The sequence below is a fragment of the Streptomyces sp. TG1A-8 genome (assembly GCF_030499535.1).
Taxonomy (GTDB): domain Bacteria; phylum Actinomycetota; class Actinomycetes; order Streptomycetales; family Streptomycetaceae; genus Streptomyces.
This window is the reverse complement of the sequence record NZ_JASTLB010000001.1, coordinates 1,844,971-1,867,088: the sequence shown is the minus strand read 5'-3', so window position 1 is coordinate 1,867,088 and position 22,118 is coordinate 1,844,971. Positions and strand designations below refer to the sequence as shown.

22 protein-coding genes are annotated in these 22,118 nt (G+C 74.3%); 7 read left to right on the top strand and 15 right to left on the bottom strand.

Annotation, left to right across the window (positions count from 1 at the left end):
* Positions 1-497: 497 nt before the first annotated feature.
* The 4 genes from QQY24_RS07660 to QQY24_RS07645 all read left to right on the top strand — a co-directional run bounded on the left by QQY24_RS07660 (position 498) and on the right by QQY24_RS07645 (position 4,779).
* Positions 498-1,340 carry an RNA polymerase sigma factor SigF gene (locus tag QQY24_RS07660; protein ID WP_301971922.1) on the top strand — a complete coding sequence of 281 codons (843 nt, stop codon included), beginning with the start codon at positions 498-500 and terminating at the stop codon, positions 1,338-1,340.
* A 321-nt stretch (positions 1,341-1,661) separates the two neighbouring features.
* Positions 1,662-2,861 (top strand): hypothetical protein, encoded by a 1,200-nt coding sequence (locus QQY24_RS07655; RefSeq protein ID WP_301971921.1) that lies wholly within the window; start codon positions 1,662-1,664, stop codon positions 2,859-2,861.
* A gap of 11 nt (positions 2,862-2,872) precedes the next feature.
* Positions 2,873-3,463, top strand: coding sequence for a hemerythrin domain-containing protein (locus QQY24_RS07650; protein WP_301971920.1), 591 nt, complete (start codon positions 2,873-2,875; stop codon positions 3,461-3,463).
* Between the two features lie 221 nt (positions 3,464-3,684).
* Positions 3,685-4,779, top strand: a complete 1,095-nt coding sequence (locus QQY24_RS07645) for a glutamate--cysteine ligase (RefSeq protein WP_301971919.1) — start codon at positions 3,685-3,687, stop codon at positions 4,777-4,779.
* Between the two features lie 80 nt (positions 4,780-4,859).
* Here the strand turns inward: QQY24_RS07645 and QQY24_RS07640 are convergent, their stop codons facing one another.
* Positions 4,860-5,321, bottom strand: coding sequence for an SPW repeat protein (locus tag QQY24_RS07640; RefSeq protein WP_301976171.1), 462 nt, complete (start codon positions 5,319-5,321; stop codon positions 4,860-4,862).
* Positions 5,322-5,491: 170 nt separating this feature from the next.
* On the opposite strand from QQY24_RS07640, the gene QQY24_RS07635 reads away from it, so the two are divergent.
* Positions 5,492-6,403: a Rieske 2Fe-2S domain-containing protein gene (locus QQY24_RS07635; protein ID WP_301976170.1), complete on the top strand. Its 912-nt coding sequence runs from the start codon at positions 5,492-5,494 to the stop codon at positions 6,401-6,403.
* Entirely contained in the window at positions 6,400-6,933 is a 534-nt protein-coding gene (locus tag QQY24_RS07630) for a hypothetical protein (protein ID WP_301971918.1), read from the top strand. The genes QQY24_RS07635 and QQY24_RS07630 overlap by 4 nt, the downstream gene beginning before the upstream one ends.
* Before the next feature lie 10 nt (positions 6,934-6,943).
* On the opposite strand, the gene QQY24_RS07625 is transcribed toward QQY24_RS07630, so the two are convergent.
* The 11 genes from QQY24_RS07625 to QQY24_RS07575 form a co-directional block, all read right to left on the bottom strand.
* Positions 6,944-7,723 carry a phosphodiesterase gene (locus tag QQY24_RS07625; protein ID WP_301971917.1) on the bottom strand — a complete coding sequence of 260 codons (780 nt, stop codon included), beginning with the start codon at positions 7,721-7,723 and terminating at the stop codon, positions 6,944-6,946.
* Complete coding sequence (locus QQY24_RS07620) at positions 7,720-7,902, bottom strand: hypothetical protein (protein ID WP_301971916.1); 183 nt, start codon at positions 7,900-7,902, stop codon at positions 7,720-7,722. The genes QQY24_RS07625 and QQY24_RS07620 overlap by 4 nt, the downstream gene beginning before the upstream one ends.
* A 72-nt stretch (positions 7,903-7,974) precedes the next feature.
* Positions 7,975-8,619, bottom strand: a complete 645-nt coding sequence (locus QQY24_RS07615; RefSeq protein WP_301976169.1) for a hypothetical protein — start codon at positions 8,617-8,619, stop codon at positions 7,975-7,977.
* 98 nt (positions 8,620-8,717) lie between these two features.
* Complete coding sequence (locus QQY24_RS07610; protein WP_301971915.1) at positions 8,718-8,963, bottom strand: hypothetical protein; 246 nt, start codon at positions 8,961-8,963, stop codon at positions 8,718-8,720.
* Positions 8,960-10,222 (bottom strand): cytochrome P450, encoded by a 1,263-nt coding sequence (locus tag QQY24_RS07605; protein ID WP_301971914.1) that lies wholly within the window; start codon positions 10,220-10,222, stop codon positions 8,960-8,962. Before QQY24_RS07605 ends, QQY24_RS07610 begins: the two co-directional genes overlap by 4 nt.
* Before the next feature lie 42 nt (positions 10,223-10,264).
* Positions 10,265-10,993, bottom strand: a complete 729-nt coding sequence (locus tag QQY24_RS07600) for a GAF and ANTAR domain-containing protein (RefSeq protein WP_301971913.1) — start codon at positions 10,991-10,993, stop codon at positions 10,265-10,267.
* 314 nt (positions 10,994-11,307) lie between these two features.
* A complete protein-coding gene (locus QQY24_RS07595; protein WP_301971912.1) occupies positions 11,308-12,378 on the bottom strand; it encodes a lytic polysaccharide monooxygenase in 1,071 nt (356 codons plus the stop codon).
* 30 nt (positions 12,379-12,408) lie between these two features.
* Positions 12,409-12,849 carry a hypothetical protein gene (locus QQY24_RS07590; protein ID WP_301976421.1) on the bottom strand — a complete coding sequence of 147 codons (441 nt, stop codon included), beginning with the start codon at positions 12,847-12,849 and terminating at the stop codon, positions 12,409-12,411.
* 173 nt (positions 12,850-13,022) lie between these two features.
* On the bottom strand, positions 13,023-14,150 hold the full coding sequence (locus tag QQY24_RS07585; protein WP_301971911.1) for a cellulose binding domain-containing protein: 1,128 nt from the start codon (positions 14,148-14,150) through the stop codon (positions 13,023-13,025).
* A 262-nt stretch (positions 14,151-14,412) separates the two neighbouring features.
* Positions 14,413-15,435, bottom strand: a complete 1,023-nt coding sequence (locus tag QQY24_RS07580; RefSeq protein ID WP_301971910.1) for a LacI family DNA-binding transcriptional regulator — start codon at positions 15,433-15,435, stop codon at positions 14,413-14,415.
* 124 nt (positions 15,436-15,559) lie between these two features.
* Positions 15,560-16,039, bottom strand: a complete 480-nt coding sequence (locus tag QQY24_RS07575; protein WP_301971909.1) for an ATP-binding protein — start codon at positions 16,037-16,039, stop codon at positions 15,560-15,562.
* A 192-nt stretch (positions 16,040-16,231) separates the two neighbouring features.
* Between QQY24_RS07575 and QQY24_RS07570 the strand changes: the two genes are divergently transcribed.
* On the top strand, positions 16,232-16,756 hold the full coding sequence (locus tag QQY24_RS07570) for a phosphatase PAP2 family protein (protein WP_301971908.1): 525 nt from the start codon (positions 16,232-16,234) through the stop codon (positions 16,754-16,756).
* Between the two features lie 112 nt (positions 16,757-16,868).
* Here QQY24_RS07570 and meaB read toward each other — a convergent pair whose 3' ends face one another.
* From meaB to QQY24_RS07555, 3 genes are read right to left on the bottom strand one after another with little or no spacing between them, the layout of a single operon-like run.
* Positions 16,869-17,879 (bottom strand): methylmalonyl Co-A mutase-associated GTPase MeaB, encoded by a 1,011-nt coding sequence (meaB, locus tag QQY24_RS07565; RefSeq protein WP_301971907.1) that lies wholly within the window; start codon positions 17,877-17,879, stop codon positions 16,869-16,871.
* 7 nt (positions 17,880-17,886) lie between these two features.
* Positions 17,887-20,061, bottom strand: coding sequence for a methylmalonyl-CoA mutase (gene scpA / locus QQY24_RS07560; protein ID WP_301971906.1), 2,175 nt, complete (start codon positions 20,059-20,061; stop codon positions 17,887-17,889).
* Positions 20,061-21,869, bottom strand: coding sequence for a methylmalonyl-CoA mutase family protein (locus QQY24_RS07555; RefSeq protein ID WP_301971905.1), 1,809 nt, complete (start codon positions 21,867-21,869; stop codon positions 20,061-20,063). Before QQY24_RS07555 ends, scpA begins: the two co-directional genes overlap by 1 nt.
* Between the last annotated feature and the right edge of the window lie 249 nt (positions 21,870-22,118).

Here is a 22,118-nt window from a genome sequence, read left to right as displayed (position 1 = left end):
CGTCCCTTGCCGCTGCCGCTCAAGGCGGTCGCCGCCGACCCCCGCGCTCCGGAACCGGCCGCGCGAGCCGAGGGGGTGGGTTCCCGCCGCCGGACCCGATTCCCCCCTCGCCCGGGCCGTCCGCGGGCCGCGGACCGCCGCGACGGCGATCGCCCCGTCACCGGCTCCCGGCACGGCCGCCGCGGGAGCCCCCGTCGAGTCCGCCGGACCCGGACGGCGCGGGTCGCCGTACGCGTGCCGCCCGCGGTTCCCCCGTGCCGGTCGCCCAGGTCGTGCGGGGGCGCCGGGGACCGTCCCGGCGCGTGGCCGCACCGGTGGTGGCCCCCGGGACGGCGCGGGTGGCGCGGGGCCGGGCGGGGCCGGGAACCCGGCGTCCGAGTGGTTCCGAAGTAGTCCCGAATGAATGAGGCATGCTCCGTGCATGCCGGGGTATGCGCGTCTTGCCCGGCCGGGGAGAGATGGCCGGAGCGACGGCCGATCGAGTGGGAGGGCGCATCATGGTGACGACGACCGTGCAGGTCACGGAGCAGACCGTGGACATTCCGGAAATCGTGGATCCGTCCAAGGTTGCGCCCAAGGACGCGCGGGAGTTGTCTCGGCTCTTCTTCGACCAGCTCGAGGTGCTGGAGGAGGGGACGCCCGAGTACCAGTACGCGCGCAACACGCTGATCGAGATGAACATGTCCCTGGTGCGCTTCGCGGCCGGCCGGTTCCGCAGCCGCGGCCCGGAGGAGATGGAGGACATCGTCCAGGTCGGGATGATCGGCCTGATCAAGGCCATCGACCGGTTCGAGCTGTCCCGCGAGGTGGAGTTCACCTCGTTCGCCATCCCCTACATCGTGGGCGAGATCAAGCGGTTCTTCCGGGACACCTCCTGGGCCGTGCACGTGCCCCGGCGGCTGCAGGAGGCCCGCGTGCAGCTGGCCCGTGCCACCGAGGAGCTGCGCAGCCGGCTGGGCCGGACGCCGACGACCAAGGAACTGTCCGAGCTGATGAGCCTGCCCGAGGACGAGGTCATCGAGGCGCGCTTGGCCTCGAACGGCTACACCTCGGCCTCCCTGGACGCGGCGATCAGCGGCAGCGAGGACGGCGAGGCCGCGCTGGCGGACTTCATCGGCAACGACGACGCCGCGCTCGGCCTGGTCGAGGACTTCCACGCCCTGGCTCCGATGATCGCCGCGCTCGACGAGCGCGACCGGCAGATCATCCACTGGCGGTTCGTCGAGGAGCTGACCCAGAAGGAGATCGGCGAGCGCCTGGGCGTCTCCCAGATGCACGTCTCCCGTCTGATCTCCCGCCTGCTGGGCCGCCTGCGCGAAGGCATGCTCAGCACCCAGTGACGTCCGCGCCGGCGACGCCCGGCGTCAGTGTTCCCCGCACCCCCCGACCGGCCCGGTGGCCGTCGGGGGGTGCGTCGTTGTGGCCGCGCGCCCGTGGGCGCGCGGCCACAACTCCCTCCCGCGCGCATGGGTTCGGCCAAGTCATGGTCGCCGTGTTTGTCACATTTGCTGGGCTGACAGGGCGAACTCCCTGGTCCAAGGGTGTCGTGGGCGGCCGAATTCCGTCGGTGGCGGCCAGACTCGGTGACGGGCCTGTGCACTTCGACCGTGGCGGGGTACCCGCCGGCGCACGAGCTGCCCTGCATCTGGAGGCAACCCCCCATGACTTTCAATCCCCTCGAACAGCGGGGTATTCCGCTGGACCGGCAACTGCGCAGCTGGCGCGAGCTGAACGTGCAGCCGATCGACCCCGACCACTGCGACCCGTACACGCGGTGCCGGATCATCACGATGAACGGCATCGAGGTGGAGGCGATCCTCTTCAGCCACCAGCTCGCCCGCAACACGGTCGACCCCGAGATCAAGCGCCAGCTGGCCCGGACCCGGTACATCGAGGCACAGCAGCAGAAGGTCGTGAACTGGCTGCTGCCCGGCGTGTCGTCGGTGCTGGAGACGACCATCGCCTACGAGCAGGTCGCGGTGGACCTGACGGCGTGGGTGGCCCGGATGGAGCCGGACCCGTACCTGAAGCAGGCCTACCAGTTCGGTGTGCTGGAGGACTTCGACCACCTGTACCGGTACGCGAACCTGTACGAGATGATCGAGCACCGCAAGGCGGAGTCGATCGTCGGCAACCTCACCGAGGTGATGCCGGGCCGGCCCACGAAGTACCACCACCGCAATCCGGTCGACAACGTCCGCGACCCGTACGACAAGAGCGCGACGGACCCGCTGTCGAAGCTGCACGCCCTGACGATCATGTCGGCGGAGCAGCAGACGATGAACTTCTACATGAACACCGGCCCCACCTACATGGAGCCGATCGCCCGTCAGCTCTACCAGGAGATCGGGCTGATCGAGGAGGAGCACGTCACGCACTACGAGTCGCTGGTCGACCCCGGTGAGACGTGGTGGGAGCAGCTCGTCAACCACGAGTACAACGAGTGCTACCTGTACTACTCCTTCATGGAGCAGGAGAGCGACCCCAGGGTGAAGGCGATCTGGGAGCTGCACCTGAACATGGAGCTGGAGCACCTGCACGTCGCCTGCGACCTGATGCGCCGTCACGACGGCCGCGAGCCGCAGGAGGTCCTGGCGCCGGAGCTGCCGAACGTGCTCACCTTCGAGCCGAACAAGCAGTACCTGCGCGAGCTGCTGGGCACGCAGATGGACCTGACCACCCTGGGGGCGGGCTACGTGCGCGAGGCCCACGAGCGGTTCGAGAAGATGCAGGAGCAGATCCACGGCGGGGAGGAGCCGCCCAGCGAGCGGGTCATGGCCGAGCACGACGCGATGTTCGGGCGCGAGTACCGGTTGCAGTCCGAGGGCGAGCACCCCGACCCCGCGATGCGCGAGAAGTGAGGCGGCCGCACATGTCCGAGCTGCACACCCCGCAGGCCGGTGACGACCGGGTGCCCGACATCGACGTCGTCGCCCTCCTGATGCGCCAGCACGGCGACATCCGCAACCTGTTCGACGAGGTCGAGGAGAGCAAGGGCGGGGAACGGCGCGATGCCTTCCACCGCCTGGTGCGGCTGCTGGCCGTACACGAGACCGCCGAGGAGGAGGTCGTCCACCCCTTCGCCCGCCGGGCGCTGTCCGGCGGCGGCCAGGTCGTCGAGGACCGGCTCGCCGAGGAGCGGGCCGCCAAGGAGACCCTCGCGGCCCTGGACGACATGGACCCCGACGACCCGGAGTTCCTGACCGAGTTGCGCGTGCTGCGCGCGGACGTGCAGGAGCACGCCCGGGCGGAGGAGCGCTACGAGTTCACGCACATCCGCCGCAGCACCGACGTCACCAACCTCGCCACCATGGCCAAGGCGGTGAAGGCCGCGGAGGCCATGGCACCGACCCGGCCCCACCCCGGTGTCGAGTCCGCCGCGGCCAACATGGCCCTCGGCCCCGTCGCCGCGCTCATGGACCGCACCAAGGACGTCGTCCGCAAGGCCATGGGCCGCGACTGAGCCCGCGGACACCGCCCCGCCGGCCGGCGGGTTCCGGACACACGCCGTGCGGCGTACGCCGCACGGCGTGTTTCTGCGCTGGCGTCCTGCGCGAGCAGGCACGATGGTGGCATCTGGAGCGGCACTCGGGACGACGGGGGCGACGCCGGGCAGTGGGCGGCCGGCCCGGGGCGCGCCCGCTCCTTCCGAGGCGGTGCGCCGCCGAAAGCGGGAGGTCTGCGATGACGACCGTCGGTGTCGAAGAGGAGTACATGCTGGTGGAGCCGGTCACGGGCCGGCTCGTGGCGCGCGCGGAGAAGGTCCGGGCCGCGGCCGGCCTGGAGCCGTTCGTCACCGCCCGGGAGATCCAGTCGGAGCTGCTGCAGGCACAGGTGGAGGTGGCCACCCCGGTGTGCGGCTCGCTGGAGGAGGTCGGCGGTCACCTGCTGCGGCTGCGGCACGCCGTGGCCGGGGCGGCGGAGACGCACGGCTGCCGCATCATCGCCAGCGGCACGCCCCCGCTGCGCCAGGCCCTGCCGGTGCCCGTCACCGACCAGGCCCGCTACCGGGTCATGCAGCAGCAGGCACCGCAGCTGGTGGCCGAGCAGATGGTCGACGGCATGCACGTCCACGTCGCCGTGCCCGGCCGCAGGGCGGCGGTGCAGGTGCTCAACCGGATCCGGGTCTGGCTGCCCGTGCTGACCGCCATGGGGGCGAACTCCCCGTTCTGGGAGGGCCACGACACGGGCTTCGCCAGCTGGCGCACCGTGGTGTTCGGCCGCTGGCCGGTCAGCGGCGTCCCGCCGTGCTTCGCCGACGAGGCGGACTACGACGTCCGGGTACGGCGGCTGCTGTCGACCAAGGTGATCAGCGACACCGGCCAGCTGTACTGGCAGGCGCGCCTGTCCGAGACCTACCCCACGGTCGAGGTCCGCTGCCTGGACGTCCAGCTGCGGACCGACGAGGCGGTGATGTTCGCCGGACTGGTGCGCGCCCTGGTGGACACCGCCGTCGGCGAGGCGGCGGCCGGCCGCAAGGCTCCCGACATCCCTGCGGAGCTGATCGACGTGGCGATGTGGCAGGCCGCCCGCTACGGACTGAGCGGTGAGCTGATTCTGCCGGGAGGGGAACGCCGCCGGGCCGGGGACGCGGTGTACGGGCTGCTGGAGCACGTCGGCCCCGCGCTCGACGCGGCCGGCGACACCCGTGAGGTGACCTCGCTCGTCCACCGCCTGCTGCAGCAGGGCACGGGCGCCGACCGGCAGCGCCAGGCGCTGGCCGAGGGCGGCCTCGCCGCCGTCATCGCCCTGCTCGTCGAGACCGGCGGCATGCCCTGAGCGCCGGCACGGCGGTGCCCGGACCCGGTGGACCCCGGTCGGCGGGGCCCACTGGGGCGAGGGACCCGGAGGCCGTGCGCTCAGCTGCGCCCCGCTCCGTAGGACGCCGACATGTCCCGCCGCCCGGAGGACGACTCCGCCCGCGCGGCCGCGCTGGCGGCCAGGGCCAGCAGGAGGGCCAGCGCCCCGGTGATCACGTTGTTCACGATCGTCCTGGTCGTACTGACGTCACCCGCGATCACCCAGGGGGCCACGATGGTCCACAGGCCCAGGGCGCAGGCCGCCCACGCCATGCCGTGGGTCCGTTCGTAGGCCCGGCCGAAGCCGCCGCTCATCAGCAGCGCGTAGGCGAGGCCGGTGAGCAGGTTGGTGACCGTCAGGGTCGACAGGTTGTTGAACCCCGCGATCCAGGGGGATGCCGCGAGGTACAGACCGGTGAGCAGGGCCAGGGTCTCGACGGCCTGGCCCCTGGGGGTGCTCGTGGCGTGCTCGGCCATCTCGTGGCGGTGCCGCATGTCGACGATATCCGGATGCGTTTCCATGGACGGCCTGGGAGAAGTTGCCATTGTCCTCACCTTCGGGATGGTGACGATCCTGGAACTGTCGAGTACCCATAAGCGGCAATTGAACCGAAATCCATCCTAACGCCGCCTTGTTTGCTGACCGCGCGGAGGGAAACCCGCCGACCATGACCACTACGCCACGCCGCCGGATGCGGCAGAGCAGGGCCCTGCGGCTGCTGGACCGCTTGGAGCGGGAGCCCCGGGCCGACAAGGTGATCGAGGCGCTGCGCAGCGGGGTGCGGGCCCTGCCGCTGGGGCGCGGCCGGGACCTGCTGCACGGCAGGTGGATCGGGCATCCGGTGCACCCGCTGATGGTGCAGCTGCCGATCGGCAGCTGGCTGTCGGCCGCGGTGCTGGACCTGCGCCCCGGCCGTTCCCGCGAGGCCGGCCTGCTGGTGGGCGTCGGACTGGCGGCCGCCGTGCCGGCCGCGCTGACGGGCGCCGTCGACTGGGCGGAACTGCACCGGCAGCAGATGCGCGTCGGCCTCGTGCACGCCCTCGCCAACACGGCGGCCGTCGGCCTGTACTCGGCCTCGCTCGCCTGCCGGATCAAGGGCCGTACCGCGGCCGGCCGCACCTACGGCTTCCTGGGACTCACCGCGGTCGGACTGGGCGGCTTCCTGGGCGGCCACATGGCCTACCGGCAGGCCTCCGGCGCCAACCACGCCGAAGAGGTCCCGCACGTCGTCACCCAGGGCTGGCACCGGATCGGCACCGTGGACGAGTTCCCCGCCGGCCGTCCCGTGCGCCGCAGCGTGGACGACGTGCCGGTCCTGGTGGTGCGCGAGAGCGGCGGCACGATCCACGCCCTGGCCGAGCGGTGCAGCCACCTCGCCGGACCGCTGGCCGAGGGCACCGTCGCCGACGGGTGCGTCCAGTGTCCCTGGCACGGCAGCGTCTTCCGGCTCTCGGACGGCTGGAACGTCCGCGGCCCCGCCACCGCGCCCCAGCCCGCCTTCGACACCCGGATCGTGGACGGCGGCCACGTCGAGGTGCGCCTGCGCCTGCGGGACGGCGAGGTCCGCAGGGACGGGACGGGAGCGGAGGCCGCCCGGACATGATCACACGCGCACTGCGGCAGGGACTCCTCGCCGGTGCCGCCGGAGGCGTCGCGATGACCCTCGCGGAGAAGGCCGAGCAGGCCCTCACCGGCCGGCCGGACTCGTACGTGCCCGCCCGCGTCCTGCAGCGCCTGACCGGCCTGCCCGAGCGCCCCGGCACACAGCCGCCGCCGGTCAACCGGGCCATGCACTACGGGCAGGCCGCCCTCCTCGGCGTGCTGCGTTCGGTCATGGCCCAGGCCGGGCTGCGCGGGCCGCTCGCCTCCGCCCAGTTCACCGTTGTCCGCATCACCAGCGACCAGATCCTGGAGAACGCCACCGGCGTCGGCGCCCCGCCCTCCACCTGGCCGCGCCGGGAACTCGTCGTGGACGTACTGCACAAGGCCGTCTACGCCTTCGTCGCCGGCGCCGTCTGCGACGCCCTCGCGGCTCGCGGCGGCCCCGGCCCCGGGCAGCGCCACGCCGCCCTGCGCGCCGGACGCCGGGCCGGCGTCGGCCCCCTGCCGCGCGCGAGCGCCCACGGCCGGTGAGCCGCCGGGATCAGCCGTTGCGGCGGGGCCGCTCCCGGCGGCCCCGCCGTGACCCCCGGTAGGCGGCGCGGCGGGTCGCGGCCAGGGCGCTGCCCGGGGCGAAGCCCCGGACGCCGTGCCGGTAGACGTCGAAGTCCAGGCTCCGCTCGCTCCCCACGGGCAGGACGCTTCGCACCGTGAGCACGGCGAACGTGCGCCAGGACCGGTCGGCGGCCTCCGCGCGCAGGTCGTAGACCAGCGGTCCGGTGGCCAGGGCGGCGACCAGACCGGCCGGGTCACCGTGCACCGGCGCCCGCCGGGCCGGGCGGGGGAAGGCGGCCAGCACGCGCGGGCGGCCGCCGATCCGGTAGGACAGCAGGCTGGAGTAGGGGCCGCGCAGCACGTCGGCGCGCGGGAGCGGTACCCGGCGGGTGATCCGGCCCCGGCCGCTGCTGGTCAGCAGCAGGTCCAGGGTGCGGCCGGGGCCGTCGGCGTCCGGCACCCGCACGGCCAGGCCCAGCCCGTCGGGCAGCCGCCGGGGCAGCCCGGCCGCCCGCGAGAGCCGGACCGTGGCGGCGTGGCGCCCGGGCGCGTCCAGCCACGGAACCCCCCACGGCCCGGCCCCGTCGTCCACGACCTCCAGGTCGGCCGAACACGTCAGCCCGGTGGGGTGCAGCGCCGGGGCCCCGCGCAGCCGGGCCAGCAGCCGGAAACCGGCCTCGACCGCGGTGAGCGGCCAGGAGGCGGCCGGACGCGTGCGCCCGCCGCCGGCGGCCGCGGCCTCGTCCGGTGCCGGTACGGCGGCGCTCACGGCCCGGACCACCCGGCCTCCCACTCCTCGTTCCGGTCGTCGTCCCGCGGGCCCTCGCCCTCCCCCTGCGAAGGGGTCGGCGGGGACACGTCGCGGTGACCGGAGGTGTCCGGCTCGTCGCCGGCGGCGGTGGTGTCCCGGTCCTCCCCCTCGGCCCGGGACGGGGTCTGCTCGCTCATCAGCGCTCTCCACGGTGCGAACGTCGTGCCGTCTGCGGTACGGCAGCGGCCGGGTACCCGGGCCGGACCCGCTCACTCCGCGCCCAGCTCCACCGTCGTGGTGATCCGGGTGAGGCCGGGACGGCGCGGGGCCGAGGCGAACCCGAAGCGCACCGGCGGTTCCACGGGCGCCAGGGGACCGAGGTCGCTGCCCTCGAGGACCGCCGACACCGTGCGGATCGTCCAAAGGTCCCGGGCGCCGTACCATTCGCGGCGGCCCGCACCGGCGCTGCCCCGGGTCCGCACACCGGGCATCAGCAGGCGGGCGGGCCGGTCCGTCAGCGCGCTCCACGCCGGGCGGCGGGCGAGCGCGCCGGGGACCGCGCGCAGCAGGAACCCCCACGACCGCCGCCGGCCGGTGGTGAAGCGCAGGGCGAGGGGACCGGCGGTGACGGTCCAGGTGGCGCCGGTGACGTCCACCTCGACCGGGACGACGCGCACCGTGTCGAACGCGTAGGTGCTGCTGACGAAGTCCGCCGTCTGCCGGGTCGGTGCCAGCAGCAGCCGTTCGCCGCCGGTGCGTTCGACCATCACGTCGCTGAACGGACCGAACGGCGACCGGGGCCAGTGGCCCACCACGACGCGCGTCCCCGAGGTGGTGCCCAGGCCGGCGATCCAGCCGTCGAAACGCAGCCGCGCGCGCCGCGGGCCGCGGCCGGGGAACCGGCTCGTCCGCACGTTCCCGCCCGGCGCGCCGGAGCGCGCCGGGCGCTTCGCCTCGTACGCCGCCACGGGCGGTGGGTGCCCCCGCACGGGCGGCGGAAACGCGCGGCTGTTCAGCCCCCCTGGTACCTCACCGTCGCGTCGAGGGCCGCCGCCAGTGCCTCGGGGTCGGGCTCCGACCGGTCGGCGTCCAGGCGTGCCAGCAGGTCGCGGCGGGAGACGACCGTCATCGCGCCCCGGCAGCGCCCCGAGTCCAGCTCGGCGGAGCGGACCACCTCCACCTGCCCGCCGAGCAGCACCAGCACGGCGTCCTCCGCGTCATGGCCGAGCAGTTCCCGTACGTGGTCACCGGTGATCATCGGACACGCTCCTCCAGCGGTGCGGGCACGCGGACGGCCTCCATGACGAAGCCGCTGCGCGCGCGGGCCGGTACACGGTTCAGCGGGATCCTCAGGTCCTGTCCGGGCACGCCGTACTCCAGCCGGGCCAGCCGTGGCCCGAGGGCGGTCAGCAGGGCGACGGTGACGTCCTCGCCGGGGCAGCGGTGGTTGGCGGTCCGGTCGCCGCCGCCCTGCGGGACGAGGTCGTCGCGTTGCGGCGGCCGGGCCAGGAAGCGTCCCGGTTCGAAGGCGTACGGGTCGTCCCAGAGACCGGGGTCGTGGTTCTGCCCGTACAGGTCGAGCAGGACCAGCGTGCCGGCCGGAATCGGCTCCCCCCGCCACTGGAGATCGGTGACGGCCCGGCCGCCGATGAACGGGGCGAAGGGGTAGAACCGGCGCACCTCGTGCGCGAACGCCACGGCGTACGCGGGGTCGTCCTCGCGCAGCCGCTCCCGGACGCCGGGCCTGAAGCGCAGCGCGTGGCCGCAGTGGGCGACCAGCCAGCACACCGCGACGGTGGGCCTCACGACGTTGAGCAGTTCGACCGCGGCGGTGTGCGGATCGAGCAGTCGGCCGTCGGCGTCCCGGTGCCGGGCCACCACGTCCAGCGCCGACCCGGCCGGCGCGGCGGCCGTTCCCTCCCGCACGTCCTCGACCAGCCGTCCCAGCCACGCCTCGCTGCGGGTCCGCGCGCGGCGGGCGCGCCAGTGGCGCGGCCCCGGCGTCGCGAAGCCGTCGACCATGGCGACCAGGTCACGGGCCCTGGACCCGGCGTCGTCGAGGGGGATGCCGGCCCACCGGCACACACCCCGGGTGAGTACCCGGCTCGCCTCGTCGAACAGCACGACCGACGCACGGCCGGCCCACGTCCTGGCGGCCTCGTCCCACACGGCGGTGACGTGGTCCACCAGCGCGCCCACCGCCGCCGGGCCGGTGAGCAGGTTCAGGAACATCTCCTTGCGCACGCGGTGGCCGGGCCCGTCCAGGGTGTGCACGGCGCCGTGCCCGAACAGGGTGCTCCGCACCGGCCCGGGGACCGCCGTCCGGCGCTGCACGTGCCGTTCGTCGTAGAAGAACCGCACCGCGTCCGGCCCGCGCAGGGCGACCGCGTGCCGCCCCATGACCCGGGTGCGCACCAGCGGGCCCGCGGTGCGGCGCCAGCGCCCGGGCAGCCAGGCGTACCCCTGGGCGAGGACCGCGAGGGAACTGTCGGTGAGCGGGGGGCTGCCGGGGTTCACGGTGCTCCGGGTGCCCGCCGGCCCGGACCGGAAACGAGGCCGTCAGGGCCGGGGCCGCAGGGCGCCCCCGTCCGACGGCGGACCTCCGCCGACACTGGTGACCAGCTCCCGGCACAGGTCCCGCAGTTTGACGTTGCGGTGCTGGGACGCGGTGCGCAGCAGGCCGAACGCCTCGTCGGCGGTGCACCGCCGACGGCCCATGATCACGCCGATCGCCTGGTCGATGAGGGTGCGGGACTCCATGGCGGCCTGCAGGTCCTTGGCGAACTGCTGGGCGTCGGCGATGCGCTGCGCGATCGCGATCACCCCCGTGGCCTGCGCGGCCAGCGCCCGCAGGGCGCTGAGGTCGGCGTCGGAGAAGTCGGACGCCTTGGGCGCGTACAGGTTGAGCGCGCCGGCGGTGTGGGTGTGGGCGGCGATCGGCAGGGAGAGGGAGGAGCGGGTGCCGCAGGCCATCGCGTACGCCGGGTAGGGACCCCACCGCCGCTCGTCCAGCATGTCCGCCACGAGGATCTCCTCGCCCGTGCGCAGCGCCTGGAGACAGGGCCCGTCGTCCTGCCCGTACTGCGCCTCGTCCAGGTCGGAGGCGAGCGGACCGGTGCTGACCACGGTCAGCGGCCGGTGCTCCCGTTCCAGGGTGATGCCCGCGCCCACGGCGGCGGGGGCCAGCACCAGGGCGCTCTCCGCGAGGCCCTGCAGGAACTGCTCGACGGACTCGGTGCTCAGCAGCAGCGAGGTCACGTCGGGCAGGGCGGGGGATCGGTGGGTCATGGTCACTGCGTCCTTCCGGGCGCCGGGCCCGCGTCTCGGCGTGCTGTGTGCCGTTGGGGGCCACCGGGATCGGTCCGGTGGGACGTCTCCGGCGGGACCGGCCGGCCCGCTCGGGAGAGGCAGGACGACGGCCCTGCTCCTGCCATCATGCCTCTCCGGCGCCGCGGAGCGGCACCCTAGCCGGGAACCCCGGTCGGGGCGCGCGCACCGGCCGGCGGACCCCGCGGCGGCGCCCGCCCCCCGCGGCAGCCGTCCCGGGCCCGCCCCCGGCGGTGCGCCGGGGGCGGGCCGGTGCGCGACCGCGGCGGGTGGGGCTACGGCGAGGCGCAGCCGATCGAGCCGGCGGGGAGGTCGTTGCCGGTCGAGGTGGCGGTGAAGCCGAAGGTGACGCTGCCGTCGGCGGGTACGGCGCGGTTGTAGTCCAGGCTGCGGACGCTGACCGTGCCGTCGGCGGCGGTGGACAGCGAACCGTTCCACACACTGCTGACCTTGGTGCCCGCCCCGGGCTTCCAGGCCACGGACCAGCCGTTGAGCGGCGCGGTACCGTGGTTCATGACCTCGACGGAGGCCTGGAAGCCCCCGTTCCAGGAGCTCTGCACGGTGTACGTGGCCATGCAGGAACCGGTCTGCGGATCCGTCGGCGTGGGCGTCGGGGTCGGGGTGCCGCCGGAGTCGCGGATGCCGGTCACCTCGCCGTGACCGCCGTCGAAGACGACGTCGGAGCAGGAGAAGAAGTTCTCCTGGCTGTCGGAACGGACCCACTGGATGAAGACCAGGGCGTTGCCGGAGCGGCCGGAGGGGAGCTTCAGGTCCCAGTAGTAGTGGCCCCCGTCGGTGCCGGGCGAACCCTGCTGCGGCGGGTTGGTGACCGTCTGGATCAGGTCGAGGTCGCCCCAGCCCAGCGCGGAGGAGGGCGACCAGCCGGGCTTGGTGAGGTAGACCCGGAAGTCACCCGGGTGCGCCGCCCAGTTGCTGTACTGGGCCTGGATCGTCGCCCCGCTGGTCAGATGGGTGCGCGGCCAGTCCGCACGGGCCGCGTTGTAGCCCTTGAAGTCGTACGGCGACCGGTCCCCGGCACTGCACAGGGTGCCGTCCGGGACGTAGCCGGCCCCCCGTCCGCCCGCGTTGGAGTCGAGGACGGCGAACCAGTTGTAGAGCGCGCTCGCACCGCTCTTGGCCAGCGCGTCCCGGCATGCGGGGTTGGTGGGGTCGAGCCCGCCGGTGGCCGTGCGGGCGTCCAGGTAACACAGGTAGGTGCGGGATCCGGGCAGCATCGCCACCCCGTGGGCCTGCGCGCTGCCCTGGCCCGCGAGGACCAGGCCGAGCGCGGCCAGCAGCGTGGCCAAAGCCGTTGCCGCTGACACGTAGGCACTGCGTCGAGCCATGTGTTGCTCTCCTTCCCTTTCCGGTGACTTTCAGGACTTGGGGACCCCGCCCGCCGGGGAGGGCGCCACCCGGGCGGGCGGGGACGTACGGGCCGTGCGCGGGTGTGCCCGGCACGGGTGGACCGGCGAGCCCGGTCCGCGGCCCTGCCGGCCCACGGTCCAGCCCCCGCTCCGGTTGCCGATGTCGTCGGCGGACCTGCCGGCGACGAACAGCCGGGCCGACTTGGCGAGCGGCAGGATCCCGCCGTCGTTGTCCAGCAGCACCCGCGAGGCGCGCACCGCCTCCCGGGCCAGGGACCGGTGCGCGGCCGAACCGACGCCGGCGGTGAGGGAGGCGTCCTGGTAGGGCGGGACCGCGGCCGGTGGGGCGACCGCGGGCTCCGGCGCGGCGGCGGCCGGCCCGGTGGGGGTCAGGGCCGCGGCGCACAGGGCCGCGGCGAGCGCCGGGCGGCGGGCGGGCAGGAGGCTCATGCGGGTGGGCCTTTCCGGGGGTGGTCCCAGGCTGGGTGCGGCGCCGTACGGGGAGCCGGGGCCCGTCCGGCCGGCGTGGCAGGAGGACGGGCGGGCCCCGGAACGGGAGGGTGCGGCGCGCGGGCGGCGGCGGGTGGCCGGACCGCCGGCCGCCCGCCGCCGCACCGGGTGCCCTACGCGGTCGTGCAGGCGGTGCCGTTGAGGTTGAAGCCGGCGGGCTTGGCGAAGGTGCCGCTGTAGGTGCCCTGGAACCCGAAGGTCACCTGGCCGCCGGCCGCGATCTGCGCGTTGTGCGTCTGGCCGCTCACCGTGACCGCTCCCGAGGACGGGGAGACGGCGGCGTTCCAGGCGCTGGTGATCTGCTGCCCGGCGGGCAGGGTGAACCCGAGCTTCCAGCCGCTGACGGCGGCGGAGCCGGTGTTGGCGACGGTGACGTCGGCGGTGAAGCCCCCCTGCCAGACGTTCGTCGCGTACGTCACCCTGCACGCCGCGGAGCCGCCGGGGTCGCCCGGGGTGCTGCCGCCGGTGTTGACCGTCGAGGAGAACGAGGTCACCGCGAGCCCCGCGCCGTTCTGCCAGGGCTCGAAACCGGCCTGGACGCTCGTCAGGTACCAGTTGTTCTGCGCCAGTCCCCGCGAGACGGTCTGCCGGACGAAGTCCATGACGTCGAAGTTCCAGCTGGTGATCGCCGAGGGGGCGACGAAGGACAGCACGTCGTTGGAGCCGTTGTTGCCGGACCACAGCTGCCACTGGCGCCCGGCCACGGTGGCGGTGCCGACCTGCGAGCCCACCGGCTGGATGGACCCCACGTGGTTGAACCAGACCATGATCTCGGTGCGGTTCACCCCGTCGGTGCGGGGCGTCGGGTCCAGCCAGATGTCGTAGGCGGCGTCGTAGACCGCGCCGCTGACGTAGGTGTAGCTGATGCTGGTCGGGGCGCTGGAGATGGTGCTCAGCTGTGCCGGGAGCCTGGTGCCCGGCGAGCAGTTGGTGTAGTGGCAGCCGTTGTAGACGGACGGGTAGGACTTCGGGGCGCCGTTGGTGGGCACCGAGCCGTCGGCCTGGGTGATCCGGAAGCCCGAGTCCGTGGCGGCGATGCACTGGGCCTCGCTGGTGCCCCAACGGTTGTTCTGGACGACGTAACGGCCCTGGATCGTCGTCGACCCGAACGGCTCGCAGATCGCGGTGTCCGCCTGCGCCCCCGAGCCCGTGGCCAGGAGCGCCGCGAGCGCGGCGAGAACGGTGAGCAGCGCGCCGAACAGGCCGCGCGTGCTGCGTGCATGGTGCTGTAACGGTCGCATGCGGGTCCTTCCTGGAAGAGCGGAGGGAGGTGCGGGAGCGCTCCCACTTCCCCACGAATGGGAGCGCTCCCATCCCACCGGTTTCGGTGGGACTGTAGGGAGCAGCTCATGTCCCTGACAAGACGTTGGACGGGGTCACGTCGAAGCGATTTCGAAATACCAGGTCAGGGGAGTGCGGGGCATATGCCGGAATCGGTCAGGGGTGGGAGCGCTCCCGAGATCGAATGCGGACCGGTCGCCGCGCGGGTGCCCCGGGGCCCGCTCAGGCCGACTCGCGCACCACCAGCCGGGTGCGGAGGATGACGTGCCGCCAGGCGACCGCGGGGTCCTCCATCTCCTCCAGCAGCAGGCGCACCATGGCCCGGCCGATCTCCTCCATCGGCTGGCGGACCGTGGTCAGCCGCGGCTCGGTGCGCTGGGCCAGCGGGTAGTCGTCGAAGCCGATGACGGCGACGTCGTCGGGTACCCGCCGTCCCGCGGCGCGCAGCGCCGCCAGCGCACCGGCGGCCGTGGTGTCCGAGGCGGCGAGCACACCGTCGATCCCGGGATGCCGCTCCAGCAGCTCGGCCATGGCGCGGCGCCCGCTCTCCTCCGTGAAGTCGCCCTCGACGACGCGGGAGTCCTCGGCGGGCAGGCCGGCCAGTTCCAGCGCCTCGCGGTAGCCGCGCAGCCGGCACCGGGCGGCGAACACGTCCAGCGGCCCGGTGATGGTGGCGATCGACGTCCGCCCTCCGGCCAGCAGGTGGGAGACGGCGCTGCGGGCACCGCCGACGTTGTCCGCGTCGACGTAGCTGACGTGCTCGTCGCCCGAGCGGCGTCCCAGCAGGACGGTCGGCAGCCGGGCCTCGGCGAGCATGTCGGGCAGCGGGTCGGCGGCGTGCACGGACGTCATCAGCACGCCGTCGACCCGGCCGCCGCGCGCGTACCCGAGGAAGCGCCGCCGTTCGGTGTCCGAGCGGACCAGGGTCAGGAGCAGCTGCATCCCGGTGTCGGCCAGCGCGTCGGAGAGCGAGCGGGTGATCTCGGCGAAGAAGGGCTCCCCGACCATCCGCCAGTCCGGTTCCGTCATGACCAGCGCGACGGCGTCGGCCCGCCGCCCGGCCAGGGAACGGGCCGCGAGGTTGGGCACGTACCCCAGTTCCGCGATGGCCCGCTGCACGGCACGGCGCGTGGACTCCCGCACGCCCGCCGCGTTGTTGATGACGCGCGAGACGGTGCCGCGCCCCACTCCGGCGCGGGCGGCCACCTCCTCCAGCGTCGGCGTGCCGGGACGCTGTCTGCCCATGACCACCTCCCCCCCATGAGATCACCGATAGTACGGGGAGACGGGGAGGGGGATCCCGCCGGCGGGGCCGGTCCGCCCGTGAACGACGGGCGGGAGCGCCGGGCAGGGCGCCGGGCGGGGGCCGTCAGGCGGGGCGGTGGCCGGTGGCGCCGGGATCGTCCCGGAGCGCGATGCGGGCGGTGACGCGTTTGCCGACCCGCTCCCGCCGGGCCTCGAAGTACTGGGAGACGGCCATGACGATCTCCAGCCCGTGCTGGCCCACCCGGCCGGGATCGGCGGCCCGGGCCACCGGCAGCACCGGGTCGGAGTCCCACACCGCCACCTCGACCACGTCACCGGTGACCCGCAGCTCCAGCAGGACGGGCCCGGGCGCGTACTTGCGGGCGTTGGTGACCAGCTCGCTCACCACGAGCTGGGTGAAGTCCATGGCCCGCGCGGAGACGGGGAGCGCGTGCTCGGTCCGCACCCGCGCGAGGAATCCGGCCGCGAGGTGACGGGCTTCGGCGATGGGTGTGCCCTCGCCGTCCAGCGCGGCGGCGAGGTGCGGCGGCCCGGGCCCGGGCCCGGCAAGAGAACAGTCCTCGTCCAGGGGAACAGGCTCCATTCCGAACCGCCTTCAGAAATCCGCGCGCAGGTCGCGCTTATACCCACGGACGCGCTCCGTACGCGCCTTTGCGCCCCCGGCGGGCCCGCGCGGGGATCCGCCGGGGTGCCCGCATTCCCGCACGCGTCGGGCATGCGGTCCAGATCTTCGGGATATCCGCAGGTCATGAGGTTCCCAAGGGTGCTGCGTGAAATGGACCGGAGTCTGACCCGGCGGGTGGCCGCCTGGGACGCGCCGGGGGTGCACCGGACGCTGTCGGCGGTGGAGGAGTGCGCGGAGGGCAGCAAGCTGTGGTGCGGTGCGGCCGTGGCGATGGCCTGGTGCGGAGGGTGGCGCGGCCGGCGGGCCGCCGGGGCGGGCCTGGTGGCGCTGTCGGTGGCGCAGCTGGTCTCCAACGGGGTCTGCAAGCAGCTGGCCGACCGGCCCCGGCCGCCCGAGGAGTGGATACCGCACGACGAGGTCCACGACCGCCCCGACTCGTCGTCCTTCCCGTCCGGGCACACGGCGGCGGCGGTGGCGTTCACCGCGGCGGTCGCCCCCGTCTGGCCGCTCGCGGGCGCCCTGTGCGCGGTGCCGGCCGTCACGGTGGCCGTCGAACGCGTGCAGAGCGGCGCCCACTACCCCAGCGACGTCGTCGCCGGAGCCGCGATCGGCCTGGCCGCCGCCCGGCTGGTCCGGCACGCCCCTCGCGTACTGCTGCGGTGGCGGCTGCGGTGACCGGCCGCGCCGGCCGGTGCGGGGCTGTGCCCACCGGCCGGCGCGGCCCTCCCGCGTGCCGGTCCGGCGTCCGCCGTGCGGACGCCGGACCGGCGGGGAAGCACCCGCCGGCTCACGCCCGCGGTCCCGGATCCGGACCCGGTTCCCCCTCGAACGCCCGCAGGATGTGTTCCGCCGCCCGGGTCGCCGTCAGGGAGCCGTCCCGCACCTGCTGTTCGAGGGCGGGGGCGCTCGCGCGGACGGCGGGGTGGGCGCGCAGGCGGCCCAGGAGCTCGTCGCGGACCATCGACCAGGTCCAGTCGACCTGCTGGTCGCGTCGTTTGGCGGCGAGCCGGCCGGTGGAGTCGAGCAGCGCGCGGTGCTGCTCCAGCCGCTCCCAGACCGTCTCCAGACCCGTCGACTCGCGCGCGCTGCAGTGCAGCACCGGCGGGGTCCAGAACGCGTCCTTGCCGTGCATCAGCCGCAGCGCGCCGGCCAGTTCCCGGGCCGCCGCCCGCGCGTCGCGCTCGTGCGGGCCGTCCGCCTTGTTGACGGCGATCACGTCCGCCAGTTCCAGGACGCCCTTCTTGATGCCCTGCAGCTGGTCGCCGGTGCGGGCCAGGGTCAGCAGCAGGAAGGAGTCCACCATGTCGGCGACCGCCGTCTCCGACTGGCCGACGCCGACGGTCTCCACGAGGACCACGTCGTAGCCCGCCGCCTCCATGACGACCATGGACTCGCGGGTGGCCTTGGCGACCCCGCCCAGCGTGCCCGCGCTGGGGGAGGGCCTGACGAAGGCGTTCGGGTCCACCGCGAGGCGTTCCATGCGCGTCTTGTCGCCGAGGATCGAGCCGCCGGTACGGGTCGAGGACGGGTCCACGGCGAGCACCGCCACCCGGTGGCCCCGCGACGTCAGCAGCGTGCCGAACGCGTCGATGAACGTCGACTTGCCCACGCCCGGCACCCCGCTCACGCCGATCCGCCGCGCCCGGCCGCTGTGCGGGAGCAGCTCGGTGAGCAACTCCTGCGCCAGCGCCCGGTGCTGAGGCCGGGTGGACTCCACGAGCGTGATGGCGCGGGCCACCAGGGCCCGCCTGCCGTCGAGCACGCCCTTCACGTACGTGCCGAGATCGATCGCTGCCATCGGGCGGCTACAGGTCGAGGCCGAGGTCGGCCGACAGTCGCTCCACCAGGTCGTACGCCGCGTCCGGGATCACCGTCCCGGGCAGGAACACGGCCGCGGCGCCCCTCTCCAGCAGGACCGGCACGTCCTGCGGCGGGATCACCCCGCCGACCACGACCGTGATGTCCTCCCGGCCCTCCTCGGCGAGCTTCTCGCGCAGCGCCGGTACGAGGGTGAGGTGGCCGGCGGCCAGCGAGGACACGCCGACCACGTGCACGTCCGCCTCGACCGCCTGCCGGGCGACCTCCTCCGGCGTCTGGAACAGCGGGCCGACGTCGACGTCGAAGCCGAGGTCGGCGAAGGCGGTCGCGATCACCTTCTGGCCGCGGTCGTGGCCGTCCTGGCCCATCTTGGCGACCAGGATGCGCGGCCGGCGTCCCTCGGCCCGCTCGAACCGGTCCACCAGGGCGCGCGTGCGGTCCACGGACGGGGAGCGGCCTGCTTCGTTGCGGTACACGCCGGAGATGGTACGGATCTGGCTCGCGTGCCGGCCGTAGACCTTCTCCAGGGCGTCGGAGATCTCGCCGACCGTCGCCTTGGCGCGGGCCGCGCGCACGGCCAGCTCCAGCAGGTTCTCCTCGCCGTCGGCCGCCCGGGTCAGCGCGTCCAGCGCGTCCTTGCAGGCCTGCTCGTCCCGTTCGGCGCGCAGCCGGCGCAGCTTGGCGATCTGCTGGGTGCGCACCGAGGAGTTGTCGACCTTGAGGACCTCGATCTGCTCGTCGCTGTCCACCCGGTACTTGTTGACGCCGATGACGGGCTGCCGTCCGGAGTCGATGCGGGCCTGCGTCCGCGCGGCGGCCTCCTCCACGCGCAGCTTGGGGATGCCGGCGTCGATGGCCTGCGCCATGCCGCCCGCCCGTTCCACCTCCTCGATGTGCTGCCAGGCCTTGCGGGCCAGGTCGTAGGTCAGCTTCTCGACGTAGGCGCTGCCGCCCCACGGGTCGATGACCCGGGTGGTGCCCGACTCCTGCTGGATGAGCAACTGGGTGTTGCGGGCGATGCGCGCCGAGAAGTCGGTGGGCAGCGCGAGGGCCTCGTCGAGGGCGTTGGTGTGCAGCGACTGGGTGTGCCCCTGGGTCGCGGCCATCGCCTCCACGCACGTGCGGGTGACGTTGTTGAACACGTCCTGCGCGGTCAGCGACCAGCCCGAGGTCTGCGCATGGGTGCGCAGGGACAGCGACTTGGCGTTCTGCGGGTCGAACTGCCTGACCAGCTTGGCCCACAGCAGCCGGGCCGCCCGCAACTTGGCGACCTCCATGAAGAAGTTCATGCCGATCGCCCAGAAGAACGACAGCCGGGGTGCGAACGCGTCGACGTCCAGGCCCGCCTCCCGGCCCGCCCGGATGTACTCCACCCCGTCGGCGAGGGTGTACGCCAGCTCCAGGTCGGCCGTCGCGCCCGCCTCCTGGATGTGGTAGCCGGAGATGGAGATGGAGTTGTAGCGGGGCATCCGCCGCGAGGTGTACGCGAAGATGTCGGAGATGATCCGCATCGACGGCTTCGGCGGGTAGATGTAGGTGTTGCGGACCATGAACTCCTTGAGGATGTCGTTCTGGATGGTCCCCGCCAGCTTCTCGGGCGGCACGCCCTGCTCCTCGGCGGCCACGATGTACAGCGCCAGCACCGGTAGCACCGCGCCGTTCATCGTCATCGACACCGTCATCCGGTCCAGCGGGATCCCGTCGAACAGCTGCCGCATGTCGAGGATCGAGTCGATCGCCACGCCCGCCATGCCGACGTCGCCGGTCACCCGCGGGTGGTCGCTGTCGTAGCCGCGGTGCGTGGGCAGGTCGAAGGCGACCGACAGGCCCTTCTGCCCGGCCGCGAGGTTGCGCCGGTAGAAGGCGTTGGACTCCTCGGCGGTGGAGAAGCCCGCGTACTGGCGGATCGTCCAGGGCTGGTTGACGTACATCGTCGGGTACGGGCCGCGCAGGTACGGCGCGATGCCCGGGTAGGTGCCGAGGAAGTCCAGGCCCTCCAGGTCACGGCCGGTGTACAGCGGCTTGACCCCGATGCCCTCCGGCGTCTCCCACAACGGCTCCGCGGTGCCGGCCGCCCGACCGGCGGCCGTGCGCCACTGCTCGGCACCGCCGGCGACGGCCGGCGTCCCCAGCTCGATGCCGGAGAAGTCGGGGATTCCCATCAGGACACTCCCATGCGGTCGAGGGTCGCGGACAGGACGTCGACGGCGTCACAGCCCGCGAAGACGTACGAGTCGACGCCCGGGTGGCCGGCCGGGCGGCCCGCGAGGAACACGTGCCGGGCGCCGGCCGCGCGCAGTGACCGGGCGGCCTGCTCCGCCCCTTCGGCGTAGAGCGCGTCGCTGGAGCACAGCACGGCCTCGGTGGCGCCGCTGTCCTCGAAGCGGCCCCCGGTGACCGGCTCGATGCCGCCCGCCTGGAACAGGTTGGCGGCGAACGTCGAGCGGGCGGTGTGCTCGGCGGCCGAGCCCAGCGTGGCGAGGAAGACCCTGGGGCGCGCGCCCGTCGCGGCCAGGTGGGCGTCGGAGCGGGCGCGCAGCGCCTCGAACGCCTCGTCCCGGCGCACCCGGGGCAGGCCCCCGGACGGCGGCTCGGGCGCGGGTTCGCGCACGACCGGCTTCTCGGCGAGGTCCGGGAACTCGCTGACCCCGGTGACGGGTTCGCGCCGCTTGGCGAGCTGCTTGGACCGCTGCGCCCACGTCGTGGCCAGGTCCGTGCGGATCCGGCCGGAGCGCAGCACGGCCGCCTGCCCGCCGTCCCGCTCGACGGACCGGAAGAACTCCCAGGCGACGCCCGCGAGTTCGTCGGTCAGCCGCTCGACGTACCAGGAGCCGCCCGCCGGATCGATCACCCGGGCCAGGTGGGACTCCTCGATCAGGATCGTGGAGGTGTTGCGGGCGATGCGGCGGGCGAAGGCGTCGGGCAGGCCGAGCGAGTGGTCGAACGGCAGCACGGTCACCGAGCCGGCGCCGCCGACCCCGGCCGCGAGCGTGGCGACCGTGGTGCGCAGCATGTTCACCCACGGGTCGCGGCGGGTCATCATCACCGGCGACGTCACGGCGTGCTGGACCTGCGCGCCCGCGGCCGGCGCCCCGCACACCTCGGCCACCCGCGCCCACAGCCGGCGCGCGGCGCGCAGCTTGGCGATGGTCAGGAACTGGTCGGCGGTGGCCGCGTAACGGAACTCCAGCTGCGCGCAGGCCGCCTCGACGCCGAGACCGGCCCCGGTCAGCCCGCGCAGGTACGCCACCCCGGTGGCGAGCGAGGCGCCCAGCTCCTGCGCGGCCGAACCGCCCGCCTCGTGGTACGGCAGCGCGTCCACGGTCAGCGCGCGCAGTCCCGGGTACCGCTCGGCGCAGCGCGCGGCCAGCTCGGCGAACGGCGCGAAGTCCAGCGCGGTGCCGGTACGGGCCTCGTATCCGAGCGGGTCCGCGCCCAGGTTGCCGCGGACGGCCTGCGGGCCGGCGCCCCCGGCCTCGTACAGCCGCAGCAGCGCCTCGGCGGCGGCCGCGGTGTCGCGGCCGGCGTCCAGGACGACCGGCGCCAGGTCGAGGTGCACGCCGTCGAGGGCGCGGCCCAGGTCCGCGACCGGGATACCGCCCTCGCCGAGCACCAGCCACAGCGAGGTGACGCCGTTCTCCAGGTCCGTCAGCACCGCGCCCTCGGCGAGCGCCGCGTGCCGTTGCCGCACGTCCCAGCCGCCCGCCGTGCCCCCCTCGGGCCGGGCGCCGCGCACGAACGGGGCGAAGCCCGGCAGGCCGGGGTCGGGCGCGCCGTCGCGCGCGGTGTACAGGGGCCGGGTGCGCAGCCCGTCCTCGAGCGTGGTGGACAGGGCTTCCTCGGCTGCCTCGCCCGAGACTTCCTTGCCGGACTTGCGCAGCACGCCCTCGACGAGGCGTTGCCACTGCTCGTGTGTCGCGTCAGGGAACTCGGCGGCCAGCGGGAGCCCGTCGTCAGGCAGGACCGTCATGGCTCGGATGCTAGGGCAGTACGCTCGAGTGGGACCGAAGCGAGAGCTGTGACGTTTCCCTCTCCGCGGCTGTGACCTGCGCCTCCCGCGGGACCCGCGCGCCGGCCGGCGTGGCGTCCGCGTGTCGCCGGCCGCGCAGCTCCGCCGGCCGCACGTCCAGGGTGGAGAGCGTCTGCGGGCCCGCCGTGAAGGCCCGCAGGCGCAGGTGGGCGCCCCGGCGGGCGGGCAGGGCGAACCGCCCGCCGGGCG